Annotated in this window: 19 protein-coding genes; 6 read left to right on the plus strand and 13 right to left on the minus strand. The window is 54.2% G+C overall.

Going from position 1 to position 23,234, the window contains the following annotated elements:
• Window positions 1–21 precede the first annotated feature (21 nt).
• Window positions 22–2,001, minus strand: coding sequence for a sensor domain-containing diguanylate cyclase (locus AC27KL_RS16620; protein ID WP_487170416.1), 1,980 nt, complete (start codon window positions 1,999–2,001; stop codon window positions 22–24).
• Between the two features lie 437 nt (window positions 2,002–2,438).
• On the opposite strand from AC27KL_RS16620, the gene rpsD reads away from it, so the two are divergent.
• A complete protein-coding gene (gene rpsD / locus AC27KL_RS16625; protein ID WP_212947082.1) occupies window positions 2,439–3,038 on the plus strand; it encodes a 30S ribosomal protein S4 in 600 nt (199 codons plus the stop codon).
• Window positions 3,039–3,236: 198 nt separating this feature from the next.
• Window positions 3,237–6,395, plus strand: coding sequence for a transglycosylase domain-containing protein (locus AC27KL_RS16630; RefSeq protein WP_487170417.1), 3,159 nt, complete (start codon window positions 3,237–3,239; stop codon window positions 6,393–6,395).
• Between the two features lie 226 nt (window positions 6,396–6,621).
• Here AC27KL_RS16630 and acsA read toward each other — a convergent pair whose 3' ends face one another.
• Window positions 6,622–8,346 (minus strand): acetate--CoA ligase, encoded by a 1,725-nt coding sequence (gene acsA, locus AC27KL_RS16635; RefSeq protein ID WP_212947086.1) that lies wholly within the window; start codon window positions 8,344–8,346, stop codon window positions 6,622–6,624.
• Window positions 8,347–8,637: 291 nt separating this feature from the next.
• Between acsA and AC27KL_RS16640 the strand changes: the two genes are divergently transcribed.
• Window positions 8,638–9,270, plus strand: a complete 633-nt coding sequence (locus AC27KL_RS16640) for a GNAT family N-acetyltransferase (RefSeq protein WP_339324161.1) — start codon at window positions 8,638–8,640, stop codon at window positions 9,268–9,270.
• Window positions 9,271–9,477: 207 nt separating this feature from the next.
• Here the strand turns inward: AC27KL_RS16640 and AC27KL_RS16645 are convergent, their stop codons facing one another.
• From AC27KL_RS16645 to aroA, 8 genes are all read right to left on the minus strand, one after another.
• On the minus strand, window positions 9,478–10,176 hold the full coding sequence (locus AC27KL_RS16645; protein ID WP_487170418.1) for a 5'-methylthioadenosine/adenosylhomocysteine nucleosidase: 699 nt from the start codon (window positions 10,174–10,176) through the stop codon (window positions 9,478–9,480).
• A gap of 114 nt (window positions 10,177–10,290) precedes the next feature.
• A complete protein-coding gene (ccpA, locus tag AC27KL_RS16650; RefSeq protein WP_212947090.1) occupies window positions 10,291–11,301 on the minus strand; it encodes a catabolite control protein A in 1,011 nt (336 codons plus the stop codon).
• A gap of 93 nt (window positions 11,302–11,394) precedes the next feature.
• Entirely contained in the window at window positions 11,395–11,739 is a 345-nt protein-coding gene (gene ytxJ / locus AC27KL_RS16655) for a bacillithiol system redox-active protein YtxJ (RefSeq protein ID WP_036707638.1), read from the minus strand.
• 104 nt (window positions 11,740–11,843) lie between these two features.
• Window positions 11,844–12,287, minus strand: a complete 444-nt coding sequence (locus AC27KL_RS16660) for a hypothetical protein (protein ID WP_487170419.1) — start codon at window positions 12,285–12,287, stop codon at window positions 11,844–11,846.
• A 344-nt stretch (window positions 12,288–12,631) separates the two neighbouring features.
• Window positions 12,632–14,407 (minus strand): phosphoenolpyruvate--protein phosphotransferase, encoded by a 1,776-nt coding sequence (gene ptsP, locus AC27KL_RS16665; protein WP_212947092.1) that lies wholly within the window; start codon window positions 14,405–14,407, stop codon window positions 12,632–12,634.
• Window positions 14,404–16,290: a glucose PTS transporter subunit IIA gene (locus tag AC27KL_RS16670; RefSeq protein ID WP_487170420.1), complete on the minus strand. Its 1,887-nt coding sequence runs from the start codon at window positions 16,288–16,290 to the stop codon at window positions 14,404–14,406. Before AC27KL_RS16670 ends, ptsP begins: the two co-directional genes overlap by 4 nt.
• A 212-nt stretch (window positions 16,291–16,502) precedes the next feature.
• Window positions 16,503–16,943 (minus strand): CoA-binding protein, encoded by a 441-nt coding sequence (locus tag AC27KL_RS16675; RefSeq protein WP_212947094.1) that lies wholly within the window; start codon window positions 16,941–16,943, stop codon window positions 16,503–16,505.
• Window positions 16,944–16,992: 49 nt separating this feature from the next.
• Window positions 16,993–18,285 (minus strand): 3-phosphoshikimate 1-carboxyvinyltransferase, encoded by a 1,293-nt coding sequence (gene aroA / locus AC27KL_RS16680; RefSeq protein WP_212947095.1) that lies wholly within the window; start codon window positions 18,283–18,285, stop codon window positions 16,993–16,995.
• A 175-nt stretch (window positions 18,286–18,460) separates the two neighbouring features.
• On the opposite strand from aroA, the gene AC27KL_RS16685 reads away from it, so the two are divergent.
• Entirely contained in the window at window positions 18,461–18,766 is a 306-nt protein-coding gene (locus AC27KL_RS16685; RefSeq protein WP_212947096.1) for a rhodanese-like domain-containing protein, read from the plus strand.
• 134 nt (window positions 18,767–18,900) lie between these two features.
• Here the strand turns inward: AC27KL_RS16685 and AC27KL_RS16690 are convergent, their stop codons facing one another.
• On the minus strand, window positions 18,901–19,416 hold the full coding sequence (locus AC27KL_RS16690; protein ID WP_340999669.1) for a shikimate kinase: 516 nt from the start codon (window positions 19,414–19,416) through the stop codon (window positions 18,901–18,903).
• A 281-nt stretch (window positions 19,417–19,697) separates the two neighbouring features.
• Between AC27KL_RS16690 and AC27KL_RS16695 the strand changes: the two genes are divergently transcribed.
• Entirely contained in the window at window positions 19,698–20,012 is a 315-nt protein-coding gene (locus tag AC27KL_RS16695) for a hypothetical protein (RefSeq protein ID WP_036707780.1), read from the plus strand.
• A 15-nt stretch (window positions 20,013–20,027) separates the two neighbouring features.
• On the opposite strand, the gene gndA is transcribed toward AC27KL_RS16695, so the two are convergent.
• Window positions 20,028–21,452, minus strand: coding sequence for an NADP-dependent phosphogluconate dehydrogenase (gene gndA / locus AC27KL_RS16700; RefSeq protein ID WP_331480104.1), 1,425 nt, complete (start codon window positions 21,450–21,452; stop codon window positions 20,028–20,030).
• A 192-nt stretch (window positions 21,453–21,644) separates the two neighbouring features.
• On the minus strand, window positions 21,645–22,241 hold the full coding sequence (locus tag AC27KL_RS16705; RefSeq protein WP_036707625.1) for a hypothetical protein: 597 nt from the start codon (window positions 22,239–22,241) through the stop codon (window positions 21,645–21,647).
• Between the two features lie 272 nt (window positions 22,242–22,513).
• On the opposite strand from AC27KL_RS16705, the gene AC27KL_RS16710 reads away from it, so the two are divergent.
• Window positions 22,514–23,137, plus strand: a complete 624-nt coding sequence (locus tag AC27KL_RS16710; protein WP_339324151.1) for a YktB family protein — start codon at window positions 22,514–22,516, stop codon at window positions 23,135–23,137.
• The last annotated feature ends 97 nt before the right edge of the window (window positions 23,138–23,234 follow it).

Below are 23,234 nucleotides of genomic sequence, written 5' to 3' on the forward strand. Positions count from 1 at the left end.
ATTGGCACAGATCGCTCTTTCTCATTCGTTCATGTCTTCGATTTGAATTTGGTTGCGCCCGCTGTTTTTGGCGCGGTACAACGCCATGTCGGCTCTGTAAAACAGGCTGTCCACGCTGATGTGCTTGTCGAGGATGCACCATTCGGCAATGCCGCTCGACACGGTCACGCCGGGATTGGTCTCCCGCGCCACCCGCGTCCGGATCGTTTCCGCCACCTTCATCGCCTGATGAAGGCCGAGCTGCGGCAAATATACCGCAAGTTCTTCGCCGCCCCATCTTGCGGGAATATCGACGGGCCGGATGGACGTTTTCAAAATTTCGCTGACCTGCTTCAAAATTTTGTCGCCTTTTTGATGGCCGTAGGTATCGTTGACCTGCTTGAACTGGTCGATGTCCACGACGATCAGGGAGCCGCAAAAATCTTTGGCCTGCGAATCCTGGATCGCTTCGTCGAGATAATGTCGGGCATACATGTCGGTCAGCATATCGCGGTTCGCCATGCGCCTGAGCTCGGCATGCAACAGAGCGTTGCTGACGGACAGCCCGATATGGCTGGCCAGCGTTTGGAGCAGGCGGTAATTGTCGTAGGAGAAAAAATGCGGGCTGCGATGCGTCAGCAAAACGGCTCCGATCACCTTGCCGTTGACGCTTAACGGCGTAGCGATCAGCGATTGCGAACCGGTCACTTCCATCAGTTTGGACGATACCTTGGTGTTCAAATGGTAATCCGATAAAATGATCGGTTCCTTTTTTTCGTACACCAGTCCGCCGAAGCCGTAATCTTTGCTGAAAAGGTCCCGCGAAAGCGACGGCTCGTTGCACGACATGACCTCGAGCATGTTTCGTTCCTCATTCCATTGAAGGAAGCAGCAATAATCCGCGTTAAAAATATTGAGCAGTTCCCCCGTCGCGAGTTTGTAGATGTCCGCGAGCTGCAGGCTTTGATTAAGCCGCTGCGTCAGTTCGTTGATCAGGCGGAGCTCATGGATCAGCAAATTGGATTGCTCGTACAGCTTGGCATTTTCAAAGGCGTTGCCGGCGGTATCGATCATCATCGTAATGAGCTGCAGATCCAGATCTTCCTTCAGTTCGCGGGTCATTTTCAGATGGAACACGCCGTAAATGCCCTGCTTGCCCCCGAACGGAATGGCGATCTCGGCCTCATCCCGTCCCTCCATGCCCTCCTGAACCGTCAATCTTCCGTCCATAAAAGCCCGCACGCAAATGTCTTCGCCCCACGGGTGGAACACCAGCGGCCTCACCCTCGGGTTGCGGTGCTCGTGATCCTGGGACATCATGAGGCTGAGCTCAATGGAAGGATACAGGATCGCGATGCTGTCGAGCACTTCGGTGATTACCGTATCCACGTCGATTTGGTCATGCATCCGCTGCATGATTTGGAACAGGATCGATCTGCGGCTGGCCTCGCGTTCCGCATTTTTTTGAACCTTCATGACGTCGGACACGAATATGTATTCATAGCGTCTGAAAAAACAAGAGCGGTAATGCAGCGCGGTCGCATGGACGGCATCGGTCCCTCCGCTGCTTCCGTCCTTCGGAAGCACGCAAGCAAGCACGGCAACAAGCAGCTGCCCGTTCCGCGACAGTATGGGCACGAGGCATACCGTTCGTCCGGCGAATCCATAACGGCCGGATGGTCCGATATCGCTGCAAACCGTTTCATGCGATGCCAGGCAGCGCTTCAAAAGGTCCGGGCAATACGCGGCAAGCAGTTCATGGACCGCCGTCTCGCCGCATGCGTAAGCGCCCTCGTGATCGGCGACGGCCCATTCGGATTGCTGCGAAAAAGGCAGCGCCCCCGTCTCCTTTCGCCAATCCTCGAAGGATTGCTGCAGGACCTCCCGAACGTAAGGCAAGTCATGGCCGGTGATGTCCATCTCCTTCAACCATAAATGAGAAGACTCGCTCGGAGACGCCGCTTCGATATGGGTCTGAAACAAACTTTGATGTTTGGAAAAATCCTGTTGATGTTCTGGCATTAGCAGGCGCTCCTTTACACCGTGTTAAAAGGTGTCGCACGGCACCATGGTGGTCGAAATAAGCGGTAAATCTTCAAAAACTTTCATAATACCCTTATTCTACTCTCTTCAAACCGATTTTGCATCAAAATTTCAGAGATTTTGTCCTACTTTTTTAGGACCATAGGCCTATCGACAAAATTAGACGTTTCTCGATATTTATCAGGACTTGACTTTGCCATGAGCATTCGTTTAAAATCTATTGATGAACAAGACTGTATTCAGTCTGAATTTGGGCGTAACGTTGTGTCACCCTCTCGCGGTTTGTTGCTGATCGAACAGCGGCTGAACTTTTCAATCAGGTGTTACTGCCGATAAGGCTAACACAATCAACTAACCCGGCGCAAATAGAGCCCTATTTCACATTAATATTTGAAAATAAAGGAGTCTACTATAACATGGCACGTTACACTGGTCCTAAATTTAAACTGAGCCGCCGTTTGGGCATCTCCCTGAGCGGTACAGGCAAAGAATTGAAACGCCCGTTCCCTCCGGGACAACACGGTCCTAACCAACGGAGAAAAATGAGCAACTACGGCATGCAGCTCGCTGAAAAGCAAAAACTGCGCCACATGTACGGTTTGGGTGAAAAACAGTTCAGCACCCTTTTCCACAGAGCTCAAAAAATGCAAGGGATCGCCGGCGAAAACTTCATGTTCTTGCTGGAAAGCCGCCTGGACAACCTCGTTTACCGTCTTGGCTTCGCCAACTCCCGTGCAGGCGCTCGTCAGCTGGTTTCCCACGGTCACATCACCGTTAACGGGAAAAAAGTCAACGTTGCTTCCTACATGGTGAACATCGGCGACGTAATCGGTCTTCGCGAAAGAAGCCGCGGCCTCTCTTCCATCAAAGAAGCTTTGGAAAACCGCAGCCATCTTCCAGGCTACCTGGAATACAACGATGCGGCAATGGAAGGCAAATACATCCGTTTGCCTGAACGCGCTGAGCTTTCCCAAGACATCGACGAAAAACAAATCGTCGAATTCTACAACCGTTAATCTTTGCCTTAAAGAAAGCCTGGAACCTTCGGTTCCGGGCTTTTTGCCGTTTTTCGGGACCGTTTCGGCCCGCCTGCTTTGTACGATTTGCCCTTCAAATATGTCAAATCTCACGAAAAAAAGCCCTCATTCGCTCCCTGCATTCAAAATCCGCAAATTATGCTATAATAGTTCCGTTAAAAGGAGGAACGCACGCGAATGGTTGAAAATAACAATAAAAAACCGGATAAGCAGCCAGCCACGAAACCGAGGCGGTCCTACGCCCGGGTCACGGGCCTGGTCATCCTCTGGCTGTTTGTCGTCGGACTGATGGGAGCCCTGTTCGTCGGAGGCACCGCCATGGGTTACGTCGCTTATATCGTCAAAGACGAACCCGTCCGCTCCAGGGAACTGATCGATCAGAAAATGGGTGAAAACGCCATCACCAGCTTTGCTTATTTTCGCGACCAACAGACGCCCATCGGTCAAATCCGCACGGATGAAGACCGGCGTCCCGTCGAATACAAGCAAATTCCGAAATTAGTCATCGATGCCGTCATATCCATAGAAGACAACCACTTTTTTGAACATAATGGCGTAGACATGAAAGGCACGCTGCGTGCCGTAAGGCAAAAGGTGCTGAAAGAATCCGTCCAAACCGGCGGCAGCACATTGACGCAGCAGTTGGCCAGACGCGTTTTCCTGAGCCTCGACAAGACCGATGACCGGAAGATCAAGGAGATATTGCTTGCGCTCCGCCTGGAGCGGTTCATGACGAAAGAAGAGATTCTGACCGCTTACCTGAATAAGGTGCCTTTCGGCAAGGGCGCCAGCGGATACAACTTGTACGGAATCAAAGCAGCTGCAAAGGGCATTTTTAATATCAATGATCTGAATCAGCTTAACGTCGCTCAGGCCGCTTACCTTGCGGGGTTGCCGCAGCTTCCGACCCGGTACTCCGCTTACAATTCCAAGGGCGATTTCAATCCGGACGCCTTCAAGCGGGCGCTGGACCGCCAGCACCTCGTGCTGCGCCGCATGCTGGAGGAAAACAAAATCACGGAAGCCGAGTACAAGGAAGCGATGGCCTTCGATATCCGCAAGGCGCTCGCTCCCCGCGTCGAAAAGGCGTATTCGACCTACCCTTACCTGATGATGGAGACCGAACGCCAGGCTTCGGAAATTTTGATGGAGCTGAATTTGAAAAACGCGGGCAAAGACCCGGAAGATCCGTCCGAAAGAGACAGCGATTTGCTCGAGGCGGCAAATCAACAGCTGAAGACCGGCGGATACCGCGTATACACCACCATCGATAAACGCGTTTATAATTCGATGCATAAAATCGGCGAAAACAAGGATAACTTCGGACCGGACAGCAAAACGAAAGGTCCTGAGCAAACGGCCGCCATGATGATCGACAACAAGACGGGCGCCATTTTGGGCATGCTCGAAGGCCGGGACTTCAACAAAGAACAGATGAACTACGCCACGCAGATGGTTCGCCAGCCGGGGTCGACCATGAAACCGATCGCCGCTTATCTGCCTGCCATCGAATCCGGCGCCATCCAGCCCGCAAGCATCCTGGACGACGCCCCGATCATTCTGAAGGACGGCCAAAAGGGATTCCACATCCCGAAAAACTCGACTTCGGGTTACAGCGGATTGATGACGGCGCGGAAAGCGTTGAACAAGTCCGTGAACACGATCGCCTTGAAGCTGTATAACAATGTCGTCGGCATCGACGCGGCATGGGCTTTTTCCAAAAAGCTCGGCATCACGACGATCCAAAAAGAGGATTATTCGGCCCAAACGGGCGTCCTGGGCGGTCTGAAGTACGGGGTCACCGTCGAAGAGCTGACGAACGCCTACAGCGCCATCGCCAACCAGGGTACGTTCAACGATGCTTATATGATCGAAAAAATCGTCGATTCGAACGGCAACATCGTTTACCAGCATGAATCCAAGCCTGTGCAGGCATTTTCGAAGCAGACCGCCTATCTGATGACCGATATGCTACGCACCGTCATTACGGACGGAACCGGCGATGTTGTCCGCAAAAACTACAAGCATTTCAAACAAATCCCGATCGTCGGGAAAACCGGTTCCACGCAAAACTATGCCGACGTTTGGTTTATGGGTTATTCGCCTGACGTCACGCTTGGCGTATGGGTAGGCTACAAGGAGCCGAAAAACACGCTGACGACCAAATCGGCCAGAAAGCGGGCCCAGTCCATATGGACGTTGATCATGAACGAAGTCGCTGAAAAGGAAGCGGATTTGTTCAAGACGGCGAAATTCGATAAACCCGAAGGCATCGTTTCCAAGACGGTTTCGGCCTATAGCGGTAAACTGCCGACTTCCTTAACCGATAAATTCGTGACCGATCTGTTTAACGTAAAATACGTGCCTAAAGCAAGCGATGACGCCATCGCCAAAGTCAAATACATCACGTACAACGGGGTCAACTACATTCCGAAGGATGGAACGCCTGAGGATATGCTGAAGGAAAAGGTCGTCATTAAACGCGAGAAACCGATTCCGGACCTCATCAAGGAGCTTGAAGCCGCATTCGCCAAAATGCGCGGAGGCCATGAGCCGCTTTCCTACTATATTCCGCGCGATGCCGGCGAGGATATGCCGACCGAAATCGATCCGCGCGTGGATGACGGCGCTCCTCCGGCTGCGCCAGGCAACGTCAGAATGGCCTTGAACGGCAGCAGCGCAACGATTACGTTCAATCCATCCGGGCAATCGGATGTCGTCGGATACCGGCTGTACCGGTCCCAAAACGGCGGCGCTTTCCAAAATACGGGCAAAATCGTGCTGGCGGGCAATGCGACTTCATTCACCAGCCCTGCCGATGCCGGTTCCGCATTTTATGTGACGGCGGTTGATGTCGCAGGCAAAGAATCGTCGCCGAGCGCAACGGTAAGCAGCCTCGGCGACGGAACGATCGGGCTCCCTGGAGACAACGGCGCAATCACGAACCCCGGCGCTCCGATCGATCCAGGCACATTGGTCGACCCGGGCACGTCGCTCGATCCGGGCGCTAATGGCCAGCAAATTCCGGGCCAATCCGTTACGGGTTCGGACGCGCAGCTGCAGGCGCCTGCTTCGCCTGTAAGCCTGCAGATTTCGCCGCTGGAAAACGGCATCCTGTTCCAATGGAATCCGTCCCGTCCTGAGGAGAAGGTGACGGAATACTACGTTTATTACAGCGAGAAACCCAATGGATCCTATTCCAAAATCGGCTCCAGCCGCGAGCCCGGCTTCCAATATGCTGCAGCGGCGCCGGTAGCGGGTTATTTCCGGGTCACGGCCGTTAATTCGGCGGGGGAATCTCCTCCATCCCCGGCCTCGTATTTCGAGAAAAAATGACGGCCATCCAAGGCTTATCCTGCAAATCGCAGGGTAAGCCTTTTTTCTATGTTCTAAAGTCAACTTCCAAGAAAACGCTCCGTCCCGCCCCACCCTAACCCCTGCTTCCCCGGCCATCGAAGCGGCTGCAATCCGGTAAACCGCCTGCTCAGGGATTTCCCCTCCCAATAAAAAAGAAGCACCGGAACGAATGATCCGGTGCTTCCTGGATAAACGGTATATGCGATTAATCCTCGATCGTGGACAGGTCGCCTGTCGGTAGGTTCAGCTCCCAAGCCTTGAGCACCCGGCGCATGATTTTACCGGATCTCGTTTTCGGCAGCTTGTCGCGGAATTCGATCTCCCGCGGCGCCGCGTGGGCGGAGAGTCCCTCTTTCACGAATTTATAAATTTCGTTTTTCAGCTCTTCGGATTCCTGATAACCTTCGCGCAGCGAGATAAACGCTTTGATGATTTCGCCGCGGGTAGCATCAGGCTTGCCGATGACGCCGGCTTCGGCTACCGCCGGATGTTCGACGAGCTTGCTTTCCACCTCAAACGGTCCGATCCGCTCGCCGGAGGAATTGATGACGTCGTCGACGCGCCCCTGGAACCAGAAGTACCCGTCTTCGTCCATGTAAGCCGAGTCGCCGGAAACGTACCAGCCCGGGATCCGGAAATATTCCTGATATTTGGCAGGGTTATTCCAGATCTGATTCATCATGGACGGCCAAGGCGTTTTGATGGCCAGGTTGCCCATCGTATACGGCGGAACCTCGTTGCCGTTGTCGTCGAGAATCGCGGCTTCCACGCCTGGAATCGGACGGCCCATCGATCCCGGCTTGATCGCCATCGATGGATAGTTACAGATCAAATGCCCCCCGGTTTCCGTCATCCACCACGTATCATGGATGCGCTGGCCGTAGACTTTATGTCCCCAGCGAACGACCTCCGGATTCAGCGGCTCCCCGACGGAAAGCACGTGGCGGAGGCTGCTCAGGTCGAATTGGGAAATGATGTCCGACCCTGCGCCCATCAGCATCCGGAATGCGGTAGGAGCGCTGTACCATACCGTTACTTTATTTTTAGCGATCGTGCCGTACCAATCCTGGGGACTGAAGCGTCCGCCGCGAATGACGTTCGTTGCGCCGTTCAGCCACGGAGCGAAGATGCCGTACGACGTGCCCGTCACCCAGCCCGGATCGGCGGTACACCAATAAATATCGTCTTCGCGCAGGTCCAGCACCATTTTGCCCGTGTAATAATGTTGAATCATGGCATTTTGCACATGGTAGACGCCTTTCGGCTTCCCGGTCGAACCCGAAGTGTAGTGCATGATCAAACCGTCGTTCCGGTCGAGCCATTCGATGGAAAGGTCGGAAGAAGCTTCTTTCATTTCGCCGAAATAATCATGAATTTGGCCGTCTTCCTCAACTTGATCCCCAACCACGAAAATATGCTTCAGCTCAGGCAGCTCGTCGCGTTTGACCCGGCCAAGCAGTTGGCTTGTCGTGACGAGCGCTACCGCGCCGCTGTCTTCCAGACGGTCTTTGACGGCCGTCTCCATAAACGCTTCGAACAACGGGCCGACGACGGCACCCACTTTCAGAATGCCCATGAGAGAAAAATAGAGTTCAGGACTGCGCGGCATAAAAATAAACACCCGGTCGCCTTTGCCGATCCCGTATTTGCGGAGAACGTTGCCGAATTTGTCGGATTGCTCCTTCAAGTCGCCGAAGGTATAACTTTCGTCCCGCGCAGCGTCGCTGTAGAGCAAAGCCTTTTTGTCGCCTCGGCCTTCCGCAACGTGACGGTCGATGGCCTCGTACGCCATATTGACCTTCCCGGTCGTGTACCAGCTGAAGTGCTTCTCGACTTCCTCCCATTGGAATTTCGAGCGGGCTTCTTCATAATCGCCCAGGTTGGACGTTGTTGCGACGCTTGGTAAAATTTCGTTTTGATTTTGATCCATTTCTTTCATCCTCCCTCTGTTTCTCCCAAAAATTGATAGGGCAGCGCTTACAATTTGTATGAGTTCATGCCATAATGACAACATACACACGCAATCAGTCTTCAAAACCTTTTTCCGATGATTCCGATAAGCGAAAAACATGATACAGCAGGTCCGGCAGATGTAAAGATCAAAAATTGTGACTGTTTTTTGTCAGAAATCATTATAACATAGGATGAAAATTCCTGCCATCGCTTTTCATTTAATTGTTTTTTTGCTATAAGTAGGTTAGAAGCCGAAAGGAGCGTCCAGATGGAACACCTGAAATTGTACCATGTCGAAACCGTGCCTCTTGGCGAGCGCTGCCTGGTCGTTGAAGGCCCCGTGCCGCCCGGAAGATTGTCCGAGTTAACCATGCACCCCGACCTCGATGCGTTCCGCCGTCCGAAAGACCAGCACGAAGCGCTGATCGAAATCGCCGGGCTTGCGGAAGGAAGGATCATCATCACCCGCGAGGAAAACGTCATCGTCGGCTACGTCACCTTCCATTATCCGGACGAGCAAGAGCGCTGGTCCCAAGGCCATATGGAGGATTTGATCGAGCTTGGCGCGATCGAGGTGGCCAACGATTACCGGTCGCTGGGCCTCGGCCAGAAGATGATCAAAACCGCCTTCGAAGGCGGGCAAATGGAACAATATATCGTGTTCACGACGGAATATTATTGGCATTGGGATTTAAAAAGCAGCGGGCTGAACGTATGGGATTACCGCAAAATGATGGAACGGCTGATGAAGGTCGTCGACATGGTCTGGTACGCGACCGACGATCCGGAAATTTGCTCGCATCCGGCCAACTGCCTTATGGTCCGGATCGGCCGGGATGTTCCGATTTCGTCGAAGGAGCAGTTCGACCGCATCCGTTTCCAGCAGCGTTTCATGTATTAGCCCAGCCCATGCTTTGGCAAAATCCATCTCATAAAAAACACACAGCTGTCCCCTGCCGAGCGCCGCTCTCGTCCGGGACGGCTTATTTGTTATGCGCTCAATTGCCGGCAGCCCCCTCTTTTGCTCCGCCGCATCTTCCAACGGCAAACAAGCCGCCCGGGGTTGTGGTTAACCTTGCCGGGCAGCTTGTTCGCTGATGAGCCTATTTTACATTTGCCGAAGCATATCATCCAAAATGGCATGCGAACGGCGCGAAGACGCTACCGTAAACTCCGCGAAGTTGGCATGCGCCGAACCGTCGGCTTTGTCCGACATGGAACGGATGATCACGAACGGCACGCCGTTCATGTAACAAACCTGGGCGACCGCCGCCCCTTCCATCTCGACGCACGCCCCCTGCAGATGTTCATAGAACCAGGAGACCTGTTCCACGCTGGCGATAAATTGATCGCCGGAGAGCACCCGTCCGACGCGGAAATTCACTTCGCCAAGCGCGCTGCACGCCTTTTCGGCAAGCGCGACCAGCGCCTTGTCGGCTTGAAAAACGGAAACCTCCTGATAAGGGATGACCCCGCGTTCGAAACCGAGCGCCGTCACGTCCATATCATGCTGAAGGCATTCGGAGGAAATGACGATGTCGCCGATGTTAAGCTCCGGATGAACGGCGCCTGCGACGCCCGTGAACAACACTTTCGATACGCCGAAAAAGTCGATCAAAATTTGCGTCGTCACCGCGGCGTTCACTTTCCCGACTCCCGATTTGCAGACGATGACGTTTTTGCCGTGGAATGTCCCTTTATGATAGCAGACTCCGGCCTTCTCCACCGTTTCCGAGCCGTTCATCCCGGCCAGCAGCAGCTCGACCTCCTCGTCCATCGCTCCAATGATTCCGATTGTTTCCGGCATCTTGCATTCTCCCTTTTCCTAGATTTCGGTTTCCAGACCGATATGTGAAAAAAAGCTCCCGCAAGGAAGCTTTTTTCAGCGTAAACATAACCTTTTTCATATCGTTTCTATTTCTTATTCGTTCACGTGGCTGACGGATAAACGCAAAATCGTCTCATGCGGCAAAATAACCCGGGGGTTGTCCACGTTTTCCTTTTTCATCAGCTTGGTCAGCAGACGCATGGCCACCGCGCCAAGATCGTACATCGGCTGAGCAACCGTTGTCAGCAGCGGACGAACCATGGAAGCCATACGCGTATTGTCGACGCTGATGACGGAGAAATCGTCAGGCACTTTCAGCCCTTCGTCCTGGATGCTGTGAATGGCGCCGATCGCCATTTCGTCCGTTGCCGCAAAGATAGCCGTCGGCTTTTTCTTCAGCCCGAGGAAATATTTCATGGCTTCGACGCCGGACTCGTAGCGGTAGTTACCGATGCGGACAAGGTCCTCCTGGTATTCGATTCCCGCGTTCTCCAGCGCTTTTTTGTACCCTTGGAAACGGGAGTACCCGTTGGCAGGGTCTTGAAGCGTGCCGCTGATCATCGCGATTTCGCGGTGTCCGTGGCGGATGAGCGTGTTGACTGCGTCAAATGCCGCCGCTTCGTGGTCGATATCCACGGAAGGATAGGTTCCCTGTTCATCACGCGTCGCGCAAAGCACGATCGGTACGGCGGAGGTTTGGAATGCCTGAATATGCTCTTCCGTTACGGTTCCGCCCATGAACAGCAGGCCGTCGACCTGTTTCTCGAGCAGCGTGTTGATGACGCGAATTTCTTTTTCCTTCTTCTTATCGGCGTTACACAAAATGATATTATAGTGGTACATGTTGGCGATATCTTCGATGCCCCGGGCGATTTCCGCAAAAATAGAGTTCGAGATATCGGGAATGACTACCCCGACCGTCGTCGTTTTTTTGCTGGCAAGGCCTCTTGCCACCGCATTAGGGCGATATCCCAAACGTTCGATTGCTTCATATACTTTTTTCCGGGTCTGAGGCTTCACGTTGGGGTTGTTGTTTACAACCCGCGATACCGTTGCCATCGATACGCCTGCTTCACGTGCCACATCGTAAATGGTTACCGTCAAATTCCTTCTCTCCATTGCCAATAAATTTTCACTCGTCAACCCATTAAAATTATGATACGACAAATTGTCGCATTCTGCAATGATAACGCTTTACTATCCTTTCAGGTGCTGTTTCAAAGCATCTTCCGTGATATGAGAATGAGATGTATGCCAGACCGGCGCCTGATTTTTGACCAGAATCACCTGAGGGGATTCATGCTGCACGCCAAGCAGATCCGCCGCTTCCAGCGAGACCGGGCGATCCTCGACCACATGGATTAATGCGTATTCTACGGCTTCGTTCGGCTCGTTTTGCAAGTATGACATCATCTGCTGATAGGCCCCGGCGCTGATCGGGCAGCGCGTGCTGTGCTTGAACAGGAGCAAAGGCTTTTCGTCCGAAGCAGCCAATGCGGAATGCAGCTGCTGGCTAGTAGTCAGTTTGGTCATCGTCGCCATTTGATATACATCTCCTTTTTTCGATTCATTCCTCCTTCTATCGTATCAAAAACTTCGTGAAAAATCCAACGAACTATGAAAATAATTCTGAAATTTTTTTGTTTTCATACATCGGCATGAAATACATTCATTTCCGGCAGGATGACGGACAGCTGCGAAAGGCGCTGGCGGATGTCCGATACCCATTGATCGTCGCGCATGCCCTCGGCCAATCTATACATATCCAAGAGGAGGTTGATCCGCCCCTCGATTTCGTCTTCGAATTTTGCGTGCAGCCTGTCATCGGGACAATCCTCATCGGCCAGCACGTCGTAAATGACGCCGGCCAGTTCATGGTGGTCCGTCATCGAAAAGCTCGTTTTTCCCGGATCGGACCCCAGCAAATCGATGCATCTCTTCAAGTCCGACCGCATGGAAGGTATAAGTTGGTACGTCATACATTGATCGCAAACCAGTACGGGGACATGGCGGATCGTCACGCTCCGGCTGTGTTTGACCGTCCGAAGCTCCAGTTTCAGGCTTTGCTCGCAGTTGCATTTCATTGACACAATACCCCACCTCAATCTCTCTCTTCTATCTGTCTACTCGGATGAGTGCCGATACCGGCTGATGTTGGTATTCGCCTCTGCAGGCCGCGATTCCTCCCTGTTTGGGCCAGCTGTTTTATTTACCAAAAAGCCCATCTCTTTCATATCGGCCGGTTCCCAGCAGAATTGGTATCCGGTTGATGTAACCCTCAGACAGACAGCCCCCGGTTAGCGGAAGAACGGGAGCGGAGATGAAAGTCCTTCGCGATTCTGAAGCCTATCATATTTCGCCGAAAAAAAACCCGGCACTCGAAATGAATGCGGGTTTCATGCGTTTTTATCATTAATCGATTGCAGCTTCAACCTCACGAAACGTGGGTGTCTTTTCCTTCATCCTTCCGGCGCGCTTGGTTCTCGAAACGGCTGGATTCGTTAAACTCGGTCAGCAGCCTTTCGATTTCGCCGTTCGTGGTCAGCTTATAACATTCCTCGGCGACAGCGCGCGCCTCTTGGGCCGACGTGTTCAAAATCCGGTGCTTCACCCGGAGCAGCGATTGGATCGACATGCTCAAATCGTGCACGCCTAACGCGATCCAGAGCGGTATGGAACGTTCGTCCCCCGCCATCTCCCCGCACACGCTGACGGGAATGCCCGCATCGCGTGCCGCTTCCACGATCGTGCGCAGCATGCGGAGGATCGCCGGGTGGTAAGGATGATACATATGGGCGATCTGTTCGTTCATCCGATCCACCGCGAGCACGTATTGAACCAGGTCATTCGTGCCGATGCTGAAAAAATCGCATTCCTTGGCGATCAAATCCGCGATCGTGACGGCCGCAGGGACTTCGATCATGACCCCGACCGGAATCTCGGGATCGTACGGAATGCCCCTTGCATCCAAATCGGCCATGGCGCGGCGCAAAATCTCGTTGGCTTGTCTCACTTCATCCACCGAGGAAATCATCGGATACATGATTTTGGTTTTGCCGTAGGCGCTAGCGCGCAAAATCGCCGTCAGTTGCGTCTGGAAAAGCTCCTGGCGTTCCAGGCTGATCCGGATCGCGCGGAAGCCGAGGAAAGGATTGTCCTCCTGCGGCAGCGGAAAATAATCGAGCTGCTTGTCCCCGCCGATGTCCAGCGTCCGGATAACCGTGTGGCGTCCCTCCATTTTCCGAACGATCTGAAGGTAAACCTGGAACTGCTCCTCCTCGCTCGGGAAGTTCGCGCGATCCATGTACAAAAACTCCGTCCGGAAGAGCCCCACGCCAAGGGCCCCGTATTTCACGGCCATGTCGAGTTCCTTTACCGAGCTGATGTTGGCCGACAAACGCATCTCCGTGCCGTCTTTCGTGACGGCTTCGACCGAGGCGAGCAGCTCCAGCCGTTCCTTGCGGACCTGCTGCTCCACCCGCGTGCATTCGAACTGGTCGACGGTTTTTTTGTCCGGATTGACGAACAGCTTGCCGGAATCGCCGTCCATCACGATCAGGTCCCCCGTTTGAATCGGTTCGGCAAGTTTCCCCTCGATGCCGGCCACGAGCGGAATGCCAAGCGCCCGTGCCATGATCGAGGCGTGGGACGTTTTGCCGCCCACCATCGTGACGACGCCCAGGACATGGGCCGGATTCAAATGGGCGAGCTGGGACGGGGACAACTCCTTCACGACAAGCACGTAAGGCTGCGTATCCGAAGGAAGCGTAATTTCCGGCGCGCCAAGCAGATGCTTCAGCAGGCGGTTGCCGACGTCCTTGATGTCCATCGCCCGCTCCTTCATATATTCGTCGTCCAGCAGGTCGAACATCGTAACAAAGTGGTCGATCGCTTCCTTCACCGCGACTTCGGCCGCCTTGTACTGCCGTTCGATGACGCCCTGGATTTCGTTCATGAACACGGGATCGTCCAGAATCGCCAAATGCGCATCGAAGATGCTGGATTCCTCTTCCCCGACGATATCGCGGAACTCGTTTTTGATATATTCGATTTCGTTTTTGGAGGTGCGTATCCCTTCATACAGCCGCTCAAACTCATTGGCCAGATCAACTGCGTCTATGCCGGTTTCGGGCAGATCCCATTCCCAGTTCGGCAGGACGAATGCTTTTCCAATTGCGATGCCGGCAGATGCTCCGATACCTTGAATCATGTTTCCAAACCTCCAACATTTCTGTCGTGTAATACTACGGACATGACCGACGTCTGTCCTTTTTTGACCGTTTTGAACGGCGCGAAGCTCCAGGATTTGACGCGGTCCGGATTCGTAATGACCATCGGCGTCGCGATCGATGTCGCATGGGCCTTGATGTAGGCCAGGTCGAATTTGACGAGCAGCTGACCCGGCTCGACGGCATCCCCTTCCTTCACGACCGCCGAAAAATGCCCTCCCTTAAGCTGGGAGGTGTCGATCCCGATATGAAGCAGCACTTCGAGGCCGTCCGGCGTCGAGATGCCGATGGCATGCATCGTAGGATAAACGTGCACGATCGTTCCATAAACCGGCGAGACCAGTTCCCCGCGCTCCGGCATGAAGGCGACCCCGTCGCCGACCAGCTTCGCCGCGAAAATCTGATCCGGCACTTCCTCGATCGGAAGCATCCGGCCCTGCACCGGCGCGCTGAAAAGCACGCGCGGCAGGTCCCGCTGGAGCAGTTTGTTGACTTCCTCGCGGATCAGTTCGGAATACGTGCCGAACACCACTTGGACGTTTCCTCCGCCAAGCTTGATGAGGCCCGCCGACCCGAGCAGCTTTAACGCATTGCCGTCCACGAGCCTGTCGTTTTTGACGGTCAGCCGCAGCCGGGTAATGCAGGATTCCACCTGTACGATGTTGTCCTTGCCGCCCAACGCTTCCAAAATAAGCGGCGCCTGGTAGGGAATGCTCCCCGCCCAATCCTCGAGGTTCGAACCTTCCTCCCGGCCGGGCGTCGGAATCTGGAACCTGCGGATCGCCCACCGGAACAGAAAATAATAGACAAAACCGTAGCCGATGCCGATCGGAATGAGCAGCCAGGCGTGATGGGACAGATGCAGGTTCAGGAAAAAATCGATGGCCCCCGCCGAATAGGAGAAGCCGTGATGGATATCCAGCTCGTAGGTAAGCCACATGGCCGCCCCGGATAGCACCGCGTGCAAAATGAACAAATACGGCGCCGCGAACAAAAACGCGAATTCGATCTGCTCGGACACCCCTGTTAAAAAGCATACGAGCGCCGCCGTCAAAAATGTCTTTTTGATCTTCGGCTTCAAGTCCTCGCGGGCTTCCTGGATGATCGCAAGCGCGATGGCCGGCAGCGCGAACATCATGATCGGGAACAACCCCGCCATATAGCTGCCCGCCGTCGGGTCGCCCGCAAAAAAGCGCGGCAGGTCGCCCTGCACGATATTTCCAGAAGGAGTCTGATAGGACCCCGCCTGAAACCAGAAAATGTTGTTGAGCAGATGATGCAGCCCAAACGCCGTCAGAACCCGGTACAAAATGCCGTACAAAAACAAGCCGAATCCGCCCAAATGGTTCATGAGCAGCGTCAGCTCGTCCAGCCCCTTTTGCAAATAAGGGGTGATGAACAGCAGCGCCCAGGAAAACAGCGTCGAAAACACCCCCATGAACAGGAGGACAAACCTTGAACCGCCAAAAAACTGCACCGCTTCAGGCAGTTTGATATGCTTGTATCGGTTCGAGGCGACGCCCGACAATATCCCGAAAAGCACGCCGATCAGCGTCGTGGGCTGTATATTGCCGCCGCCCATATGCCGCGTGATCTGGTCGTAGATAAACATGCCCGCAAGCGCCGCTAGTCCCGCCGGCCCGGCTTGGTTCGAAAGCCCCCAGGCGACGCCGACCGCAAACAGATACGGGAGGAAATAGAAGATGCCCTGTCCGGCCCACGTGCATACCTCAGCGACGTGAGGAAGACCCCATGCGGCCCAGGGAAGACTGCCTACGCTCAGCAAAATGGCGGCTGATGGAAGGACCATCGTGGGCAGTATAACCGCTCTTCCGAGCTGCTGCAGTGATCCGAGCCAATTCAAGAAAGGCACTCTCCTTTCAAAAACAGATCAGAAATTGCAAAGCCATGCTTACCGGTTCCTGCAAAATCTGCGCTATTTCAAATGGTAAGCTTAGATCGACATTTTGTCAAAAAGGATTTGCAAGATTCCGACCAAGCGGACAAGCGCCCTGAACGGGCAAAAAAACATCCCCGGGAAGCAAATCCCGGAGATGCCTGGCCCCGCAGGCCGGATTAACGGTGCCCAGACCGGTCCGGCTGCGTGATCGCCTCTTCCACTTTGATGCAGCGGTCCATGATGACTTTCATGCCGCTCTGCCCGGCGATAGCCGCCGCCTCATCGCTGACGATGCCGAGCTGCAGCCATAACACGTTCGCATGAATCCCGGCCGCTTCCCGCGCAACGTCCGCGCAATATTCGCTTCGGCGAAACACGTTGACGATGTCTACCGGCTCGGGAATATCTTTCAACGAAGCATAGCAGGTTTCGCCCAAAATTTGGCGTCCCGCCGCGTTCGGATTGACCGGGATGATGCGGTAGCCGCGGCCTTGCATCGCCTCGGCGATCATGTAGGAGGTCCGGTCCGGTTTATCGGACAGACCGACGACGGCTATATTTCCGGCCTGCTGCAGAATTTCCCTGATTTCGTCGCGCGTCGGATTTTCGAAAGCCATGTCTGATCCCTTCTTTCCTTAATATATGCGGGTGGATATGGAAACTGTTTTATTTTACCCATTCGACCTGGGCCCCAAGCGCCTTCATATGGTCAAAAAACTGCGGATAGGATTTGGCGACGTGATGCGCGTCCTTGATCGTCAGCGGCTGCTTGGCGCGCAGCCCGACGATCGTCAGCGCCATGATGACGCGATGGTCGAAATGGGCGTTGATCTCCACGCCGCCTTCGACGCCTTCCGGACGCCCGTGGACGATAATTTCGGCTTGGCGCTCCTCCACGTCGGCTCCGGCTTTGCGGAGCTCCGCCAAATAATCCGTGATGCGGTCGCATTCCTTGTAACGGAGGTTCTCCACGTTGTAAAACCGGGACGTTCCCTCCGCAAACACGGCGGCGGCCACCATCGCAAGCACCGCATCGGTTGCCGCGTCGCCGTCGAACTCGACCGCCTTGAGTTTTCCGTTGCCCTTCACGTGCACTTCGTCGTTTTCATGCGTCAGGGGCGCCTCCATCATGCGCAGCACGTCGACCACGGCCCGTTCCCCTTGCTTGCTTTCCACCGGCAGTCGTTTCACGAGGACGTCCGACTCCGTTACCGCGGCGGCGGCAAGCACGGCGGCGGAACCCGGGTAATCGCCCTGGACCGTATACGTTTTCGCCTGATAGGATTGGTTGCCCGGAACGCGGAACCGCATGTAATCGTCGCTTGCATGGATGACGATGCCCGCCTGCTCCAACACTTCAAGCGTCTGGCCGACGACGACCTTCGATTTCAGATCGCCGGTCACTTCGATTTCGCTGTCTTCTTCCAGGAGCGGCGTCAGGAACAACAGCGCGCTCAAATACTGGGAGCTGACGGAGCCGGACACTTGAATGCGCCCGCCTTTCGGTTTTCCGCCGCGGATCCGGATCGGCAGGCGGCCGTCGTTATGCTCCACCTGAACCCCCATTTGCTCCAGGGCCGAAATCAGGTCGTCATGCGGACGTTTGCCGAGCGAATCGGGATATGTATTCACGAACGTCACGTCCGGACAAAGCGAAGCGATGCCCATCAGAAAGCGGAGGACGGCGCCGGCATTGCCGACGTTCAGTTCCTTGACGTCCCGCGGACGGCGGCCGAAGCCGGTAATGACCGCTTTTTCCTCGTCTTCGACGAGCACGGCTCCCAAATCCTGAATGCAGCGGCGCATCGCGTCGCTGTCTTCGCTGCGGGCCGGATAATACACCGTGCTTGTTCCTTCGGCCAGCGCCGCGACCAAAAGGTACCTCGTCGTATAGTTTTTGGAGGAAAGCGCGCCGATCTCTCCCTGCAGCCGCGGTGTCGGTTTTACAATCAAATCCATATGCCCCATGTCTCCTTCTCGAATTAGTTCACGCTCTAACCGGGATGCAAATGCGATTTGACAGCCCATTTAAAGCTTGGTTATCATAAACATAATTACATAAGGTTTTTGCGAAAAGCCAAAGCTTTCGGCAAAACCCTGGCTTATCAAAACTACGGAAAAGAGGTTAATTCCCATGACATCCATTCGTGAAATAGAACCGTCCGAAGTAAGACGGCGCCTTCTAGCAGGCGAATCCCTCCAGATGATCGACGTCCGCGAAGACGATGAAGTCGCGCAGGGCATGATCAGCGGAGCGAAGCATATCCCGCTCGGGCAAATCCCGGAACGCCTGGATGAAATCCCGAAGGAAGGCGAGGTCATCCTGATTTGCCGCAGCGGCGGCCGCAGCATGAGGGCCTGCCAATACCTGCAGCAGTTTGGCATCGAATGCATCAACATGACCGGCGGCATGCTTCAGTGGAACGAAGACGAAGCATAAGCCTGCATCGAAGCGGCAGTCCTTGCGGACCTGCCGTTTTTTGGTTTATCCGGCCGCCTCTTGTGCCGCTAGAATGCGCAGGCGAAATCGCCCTTCGCAAAAAACCTCTTGCCCCTATCTTAACACAAAACGGCTTAGACGCGGTAATGCGTTAAAATTTTTAGCGCCACCTCATCGGCCCCGATCCCGCTGGTATCCACCGTGCAGTGGGCAAAACGATACGCGTCTTTCCGCTCCTCCAGAATCGTCCGGATCCGTTCCTCGGCGCCGCCGGCAAGCAGCGGCCGGTTTTGATCCCCCTTAACCCGTTCGACGATGGCTTCCGCTTCCGCCGTCAAGGCCACAACGAATCCGCCTTGAAGCATCAGCTCGCGATTTTCCTCGCGCAGGACGCATCCGCCCCCGGTGGCCACGACCTTTCGCCCGCCTGAAGACAACACGTTTCGCAAGGCGCAAGTTTCGGCATTCCGAAAATAAGGTTCTCCGCGGAGCTCGAACATTTCGGGAATGGTCATTCCTTCCTGAGCCACGATGGACGCATCCAGATCGACCAGCGAATACCCCAGCTTCTCGGCCAAAATTTCGCCAACCGTCGACTTTCCGGTCCCCATCATTCCGATCAGTATGATATTTTGTTCCGTCTGGTTCAATAGAGCACCCCTTTTGTTTCCATTCAATCTCAAGCTTTTTCATATCATACCACAGGCCAAAAACTTTCGACAATCTCGCAAAACGATCGCGGTTTCCCTTTGTCCGCAAGCCCGATCCATGCAGTCGTTTGCCCGTCATCGCCGTACGGACACGGGATTGCCCCGGATCAGTCTATTTTCTGCCAGTCTAGCATATACATGCCATGGACCTATAATTCTGACGCCAAGCGAAACGATGTTGTGGAAAATTCGGAGTTTTGTAAGGAGTGGTCGTATCCGTCATGCCAGAATCCCGTTCCCATTCGCCCGAAACGTTGTCAAAAATCAAACAGATCGCGGACCCGCGGCATATTTTGTGCCGGGAGGACATGTTATGGGTTTTGCATTACGTGCAACAAAAAGTGGCTCAAGGCGAACCAGCGCTGCTGGAACTCCCCAAGCCACGTTTACTGCAAAATTTTCAATACTTCGGCGAAGCCGCGCTGCTTCTGCTGCACCGCTCCGCGGCGGGCCATGCGCAGGACGAACGCATCCGGATTTGCCTTCAGGAGGCCATGCACGGGCTTGTCCCTGCGGATCGCCCGGAGCGGTCGTAGCCGAATACCGGCTTCCTATTCCTGGATCCAGTTATGGTGGAAGACGCCTTCCTTGTCGACGCGCTTAAACGTATGCGCTCCGAAGTAGTCGCGCTGCGCCTGAAGCAGGTTCGCAGGAAGTCTTTCGGTGCGGTAGCTGTCGAAATAAGCCAGCGCGCTCGCGAAGCCCGGCACCGGAATGCCGCGGCTGACGGCTGCGGACACCGTTTGGCGCCATGCGTCTTGGTAGTTTTCGATGATGTCTTTAAAGAACGGATCGAGAAGCAGGTTTTTCAGGCCCGGATCTTTCTCGTAAGCGTCCGTGATGTTTTGCAGGAAGCGGGAACGGATGATGCAGCCGCCGCGCCAGATTCTGGCCAGGTCGCCGTATTTCAGATCCCAGCCGTATTCGTCGGAAGCGACGCGAAGTTGGGCGAACCCTTGGGCATAGGATACGATTTTGCTCGCAAACAGCGCTTTGCGCACGTTTTCGATGAATTCGGCTTTGTCGCCCTGGAACGCTTCCGCTTTCGGACCGTTCAGGATTTTGCTTGCTTCCACGCGTTCTTCCTTCATGGCGGACAAGAAGCGGGAGAATACCGATTCGGTAATCATGGACAGCGGAACCCCGAGATCCAGGGAGCTTTGGCTCGTCCATTTTCCGGTACCTTTTTGGCCGGCCGCGTCAAGGATGACGTCCACCATCGGTTTGCCCGTTTCTTCGTCTTTATGCGAGAAGATGTCGGCCGTGATTTCGATCAGGTAGCTGTCAAGCTCCCCTTTGTTCCATTCGCTGAAAATTTGGTGCAGTTCTTCCGCGCCGAGGCCCAGCGCATCCTTCAGCAGGTGGTAAGCTTCGCAAATGAGCTGCATGTCGCCGTATTCGATGCCGTTATGCACCATTTTCACGTAATGGCCGGCGCCGTCCGGACCAATATATGTACAACAAGGTTCGCCGTTCACTTTGGCGGAAATCGATGTCAGGATCGGCTCGACAAGCTCGTAAGCGCTTCTTGGTCCGCCTGGCATGATCGAAGGTCCTTTGAGAGCCCCTTCTTCGCCGCCGGAAACCCCTGCACCGATAAAGCGGAAGCCTTTTTCTTCAAGCATTTTGCTGCGGCGCTGCGTATCCGGGAAGTAAGCGTTGCCCCCGTCGATGATGATATCGCCTTCGTCCAGCAGCGGGATCAATTGCTCGATGGTCGCGTCCGTCGCTTTGCCGGCTTGTACCATGATCAAAATTTTGCGGGGTTTCTCCAGCGACTCCACGAACTCCTCCATGGAGAAGGTTCCCGTAAGGTTTTTGCCTTTCGCTTCTTCGAGAAGGGCTTCTGTTTTCTCCGGGGAACGGTTGAATACGGAAACGGTAAAGCCCCTGCTTTCAATGTTGAGAGCCAAGTTTTTGCCCATGACCGCAAGGCCAATGACACCGATTTGTTGCTTCGACATATGGTCCTCCATCCTTTGCCTTTTTTTTTGGAAAAAATGAATACACCTATTTTAGCGTGTTTACGCGCGAAAGTGAACCCCACGATGTAAACATCTCGTGACAAAACACCCCGCAGTCTGCAGAGGTGCTTTTCGTCACTTGCTTTTCTATTTGCGGAAATGTCCCCGCCCATTAGGTTCCTCCCGCCTTTACCAGCGTATGCGTTACCATTCGAGCATCAGCAGCTGCCGGGAAAGATCGGCCAGCTTTTTGCGGCAAAGCTCCGCTTTATCTTCATCTCCGTTCTGAAGCGCTTCGTGAAGGCGCTCCAGTTCGTCATCCACTTCCAGCCGGAGAAGCAGCAGCCTCATTTCGCCTTCCTTCGAGAAATAAAGCTTCGAGATCTCCTGCTCTGTCATGAACGGCCCCTTTTGATACAGCACCCTTTGCTGGTATCCGGATATTTCAACCAAACGGATGACTTCGCCGAATAAAATGCTTTCCACCAAAATCTGGCGGTCCTTGAACCGTTTGACCACTGCATGGCCCCGCGTATCCTCGATCAGCTTCTCCATCCACTCCGCCAGTTTGGCGTCGCGGATCACGTAATCCCCGACCATTTTGTAGCCGTTTTTGGTCCGGTTGAACCGCAGCTTGACAAGTTTGCGCCCCGTTCTGACGGAAACGATGAACAGCGATTCGTTTTCGCTCCAGTACAGGGAGTATCCTTCCTGTATCAAATCCTTAATCAGGTCCTGAATATGCCGCCGGTTAAACCGAAGCTCCAGATTGCAGTACTCCACTTCATAGCTTTTGTTCACGGCACTCCCTCCTTCAGTTTTGGACCGCCTTTGACGAACAACCTGCGACTAAAGGGTTTGCAAAAAAACAAAGATGCTTGCTTGCAGCCGATGTTGCAAAGTCCTGATTACGTTGAAAAAAGTCTTTGTTCTATTTTATACTTTATCTTATGTAACGGTAACTTGGTTTATTGACTATTTTTACCCGCTCCCCGCCTCTGCCAAACAGGCAGCAACGACACGCGGTCGGCCTTAAAATAGACATCAACCCATTGCATAAAAGGAGGCGCATCATGCCGTTTGAAGGATTTCATTCCAAGGATTTCGAAGTATTCAACGTTCCCGGTCTCGAACCCCGCATGGAAGCTTTGATTGCGAACGTCAGACCGAAGCTGGAGGAGCTCGGCCGCGAAATGGCCCCGTTTTTGTCCGCCCTTTGCGGAGAGGAAATGTTCCCCCATGTTGCCAAACACGCGCGCCGCACCATCAATCCCCCGAATGACACGTGGGTGGCCTGGGCCGCCAGCAAAAGGGGGTATAAAGCGCTGCCCCATTTCCAGGTAGGGATGTTCGAATCCCATCTGTTCATCATTTTTGCCGTCATTTACGAAAGCCCGAACAAGGTCACGTTCGCGAAACATCTGGAGAAAAACCGCAGCCAAGTGATCCAAAGCTTGCCGGCGCATTTCTATTGGTCCATGGATCATATGGATCCGGGCTTCACCCCCCATGCGGACATGAGTCCCAAGGCTTTCTCGGAGATGGCGGACAGGCTGGAAAAAGTGAAAAAAGCCGAAGTGCTCTGCGGTCTCCGCATTCCGAAAGGCGAGGCGGTGCTCGAAAACGGACCGGAGCTCGTCTCCGTCATCCAGTCGACCTTCGAAACGCTGCTTCCCCTTTACAAAATGGCATTTTAGCCGAGCGCATACGGTTTCGCCGCTTTTGACAGGCGGTGATTCCGTTTCGCGAAACGAACCATGAAGCCTGATGGTGTTTAAAAAAGCTGCAATCCGT

This window comes from Paenibacillus sp. YAE3, assembly GCF_057546105.1.

Coding starts and splice junctions, on each gene's coding strand:
- AC27KL_RS16620 (WP_487170416.1), bottom strand. CDS start 2,001: ATGCCAGAACATCAACAGGATTTTTCCAAACATCAAAGTTTGTTTCAG.
- rpsD (WP_212947082.1), top strand. CDS start 2,439: ATGGCACGTTACACTGGTCCTAAATTTAAACTGAGCCGCCGTTTGGGC.
- AC27KL_RS16630 (WP_487170417.1), top strand. CDS start 3,237: ATGGTTGAAAATAACAATAAAAAACCGGATAAGCAGCCAGCCACGAAA.
- acsA (WP_212947086.1), bottom strand. CDS start 8,346: ATGGATCAAAATCAAAACGAAATTTTACCAAGCGTCGCAACAACGTCC.
- AC27KL_RS16640 (WP_339324161.1), top strand. CDS start 8,638: ATGGAACACCTGAAATTGTACCATGTCGAAACCGTGCCTCTTGGCGAG.
- AC27KL_RS16645 (WP_487170418.1), bottom strand. CDS start 10,176: ATGCCGGAAACAATCGGAATCATTGGAGCGATGGACGAGGAGGTCGAG.
- ytxJ (WP_036707638.1), bottom strand. CDS start 11,739: ATGGCGACGATGACCAAACTGACTACTAGCCAGCAGCTGCATTCCGCA.
- ptsP (WP_212947092.1), bottom strand. CDS start 14,407: ATGATTCAAGGTATCGGAGCATCTGCCGGCATCGCAATTGGAAAAGCA.
- AC27KL_RS16675 (WP_212947094.1), bottom strand. CDS start 16,943: ATGGCTTTCGAAAATCCGACGCGCGACGAAATCAGGGAAATTCTGCAG.
- aroA (WP_212947095.1), bottom strand. CDS start 18,285: ATGGATTTGATTGTAAAACCGACACCGCGGCTGCAGGGAGAGATCGGC.
- AC27KL_RS16685 (WP_212947096.1), top strand. CDS start 18,461: ATGACATCCATTCGTGAAATAGAACCGTCCGAAGTAAGACGGCGCCTT.
- AC27KL_RS16695 (WP_036707780.1), top strand. CDS start 19,698: ATGCCAGAATCCCGTTCCCATTCGCCCGAAACGTTGTCAAAAATCAAA.
- gndA (WP_331480104.1), bottom strand. CDS start 21,452: ATGGAGGACCATATGTCGAAGCAACAAATCGGTGTCATTGGCCTTGCG.
- AC27KL_RS16710 (WP_339324151.1), top strand. CDS start 22,514: ATGCCGTTTGAAGGATTTCATTCCAAGGATTTCGAAGTATTCAACGTT.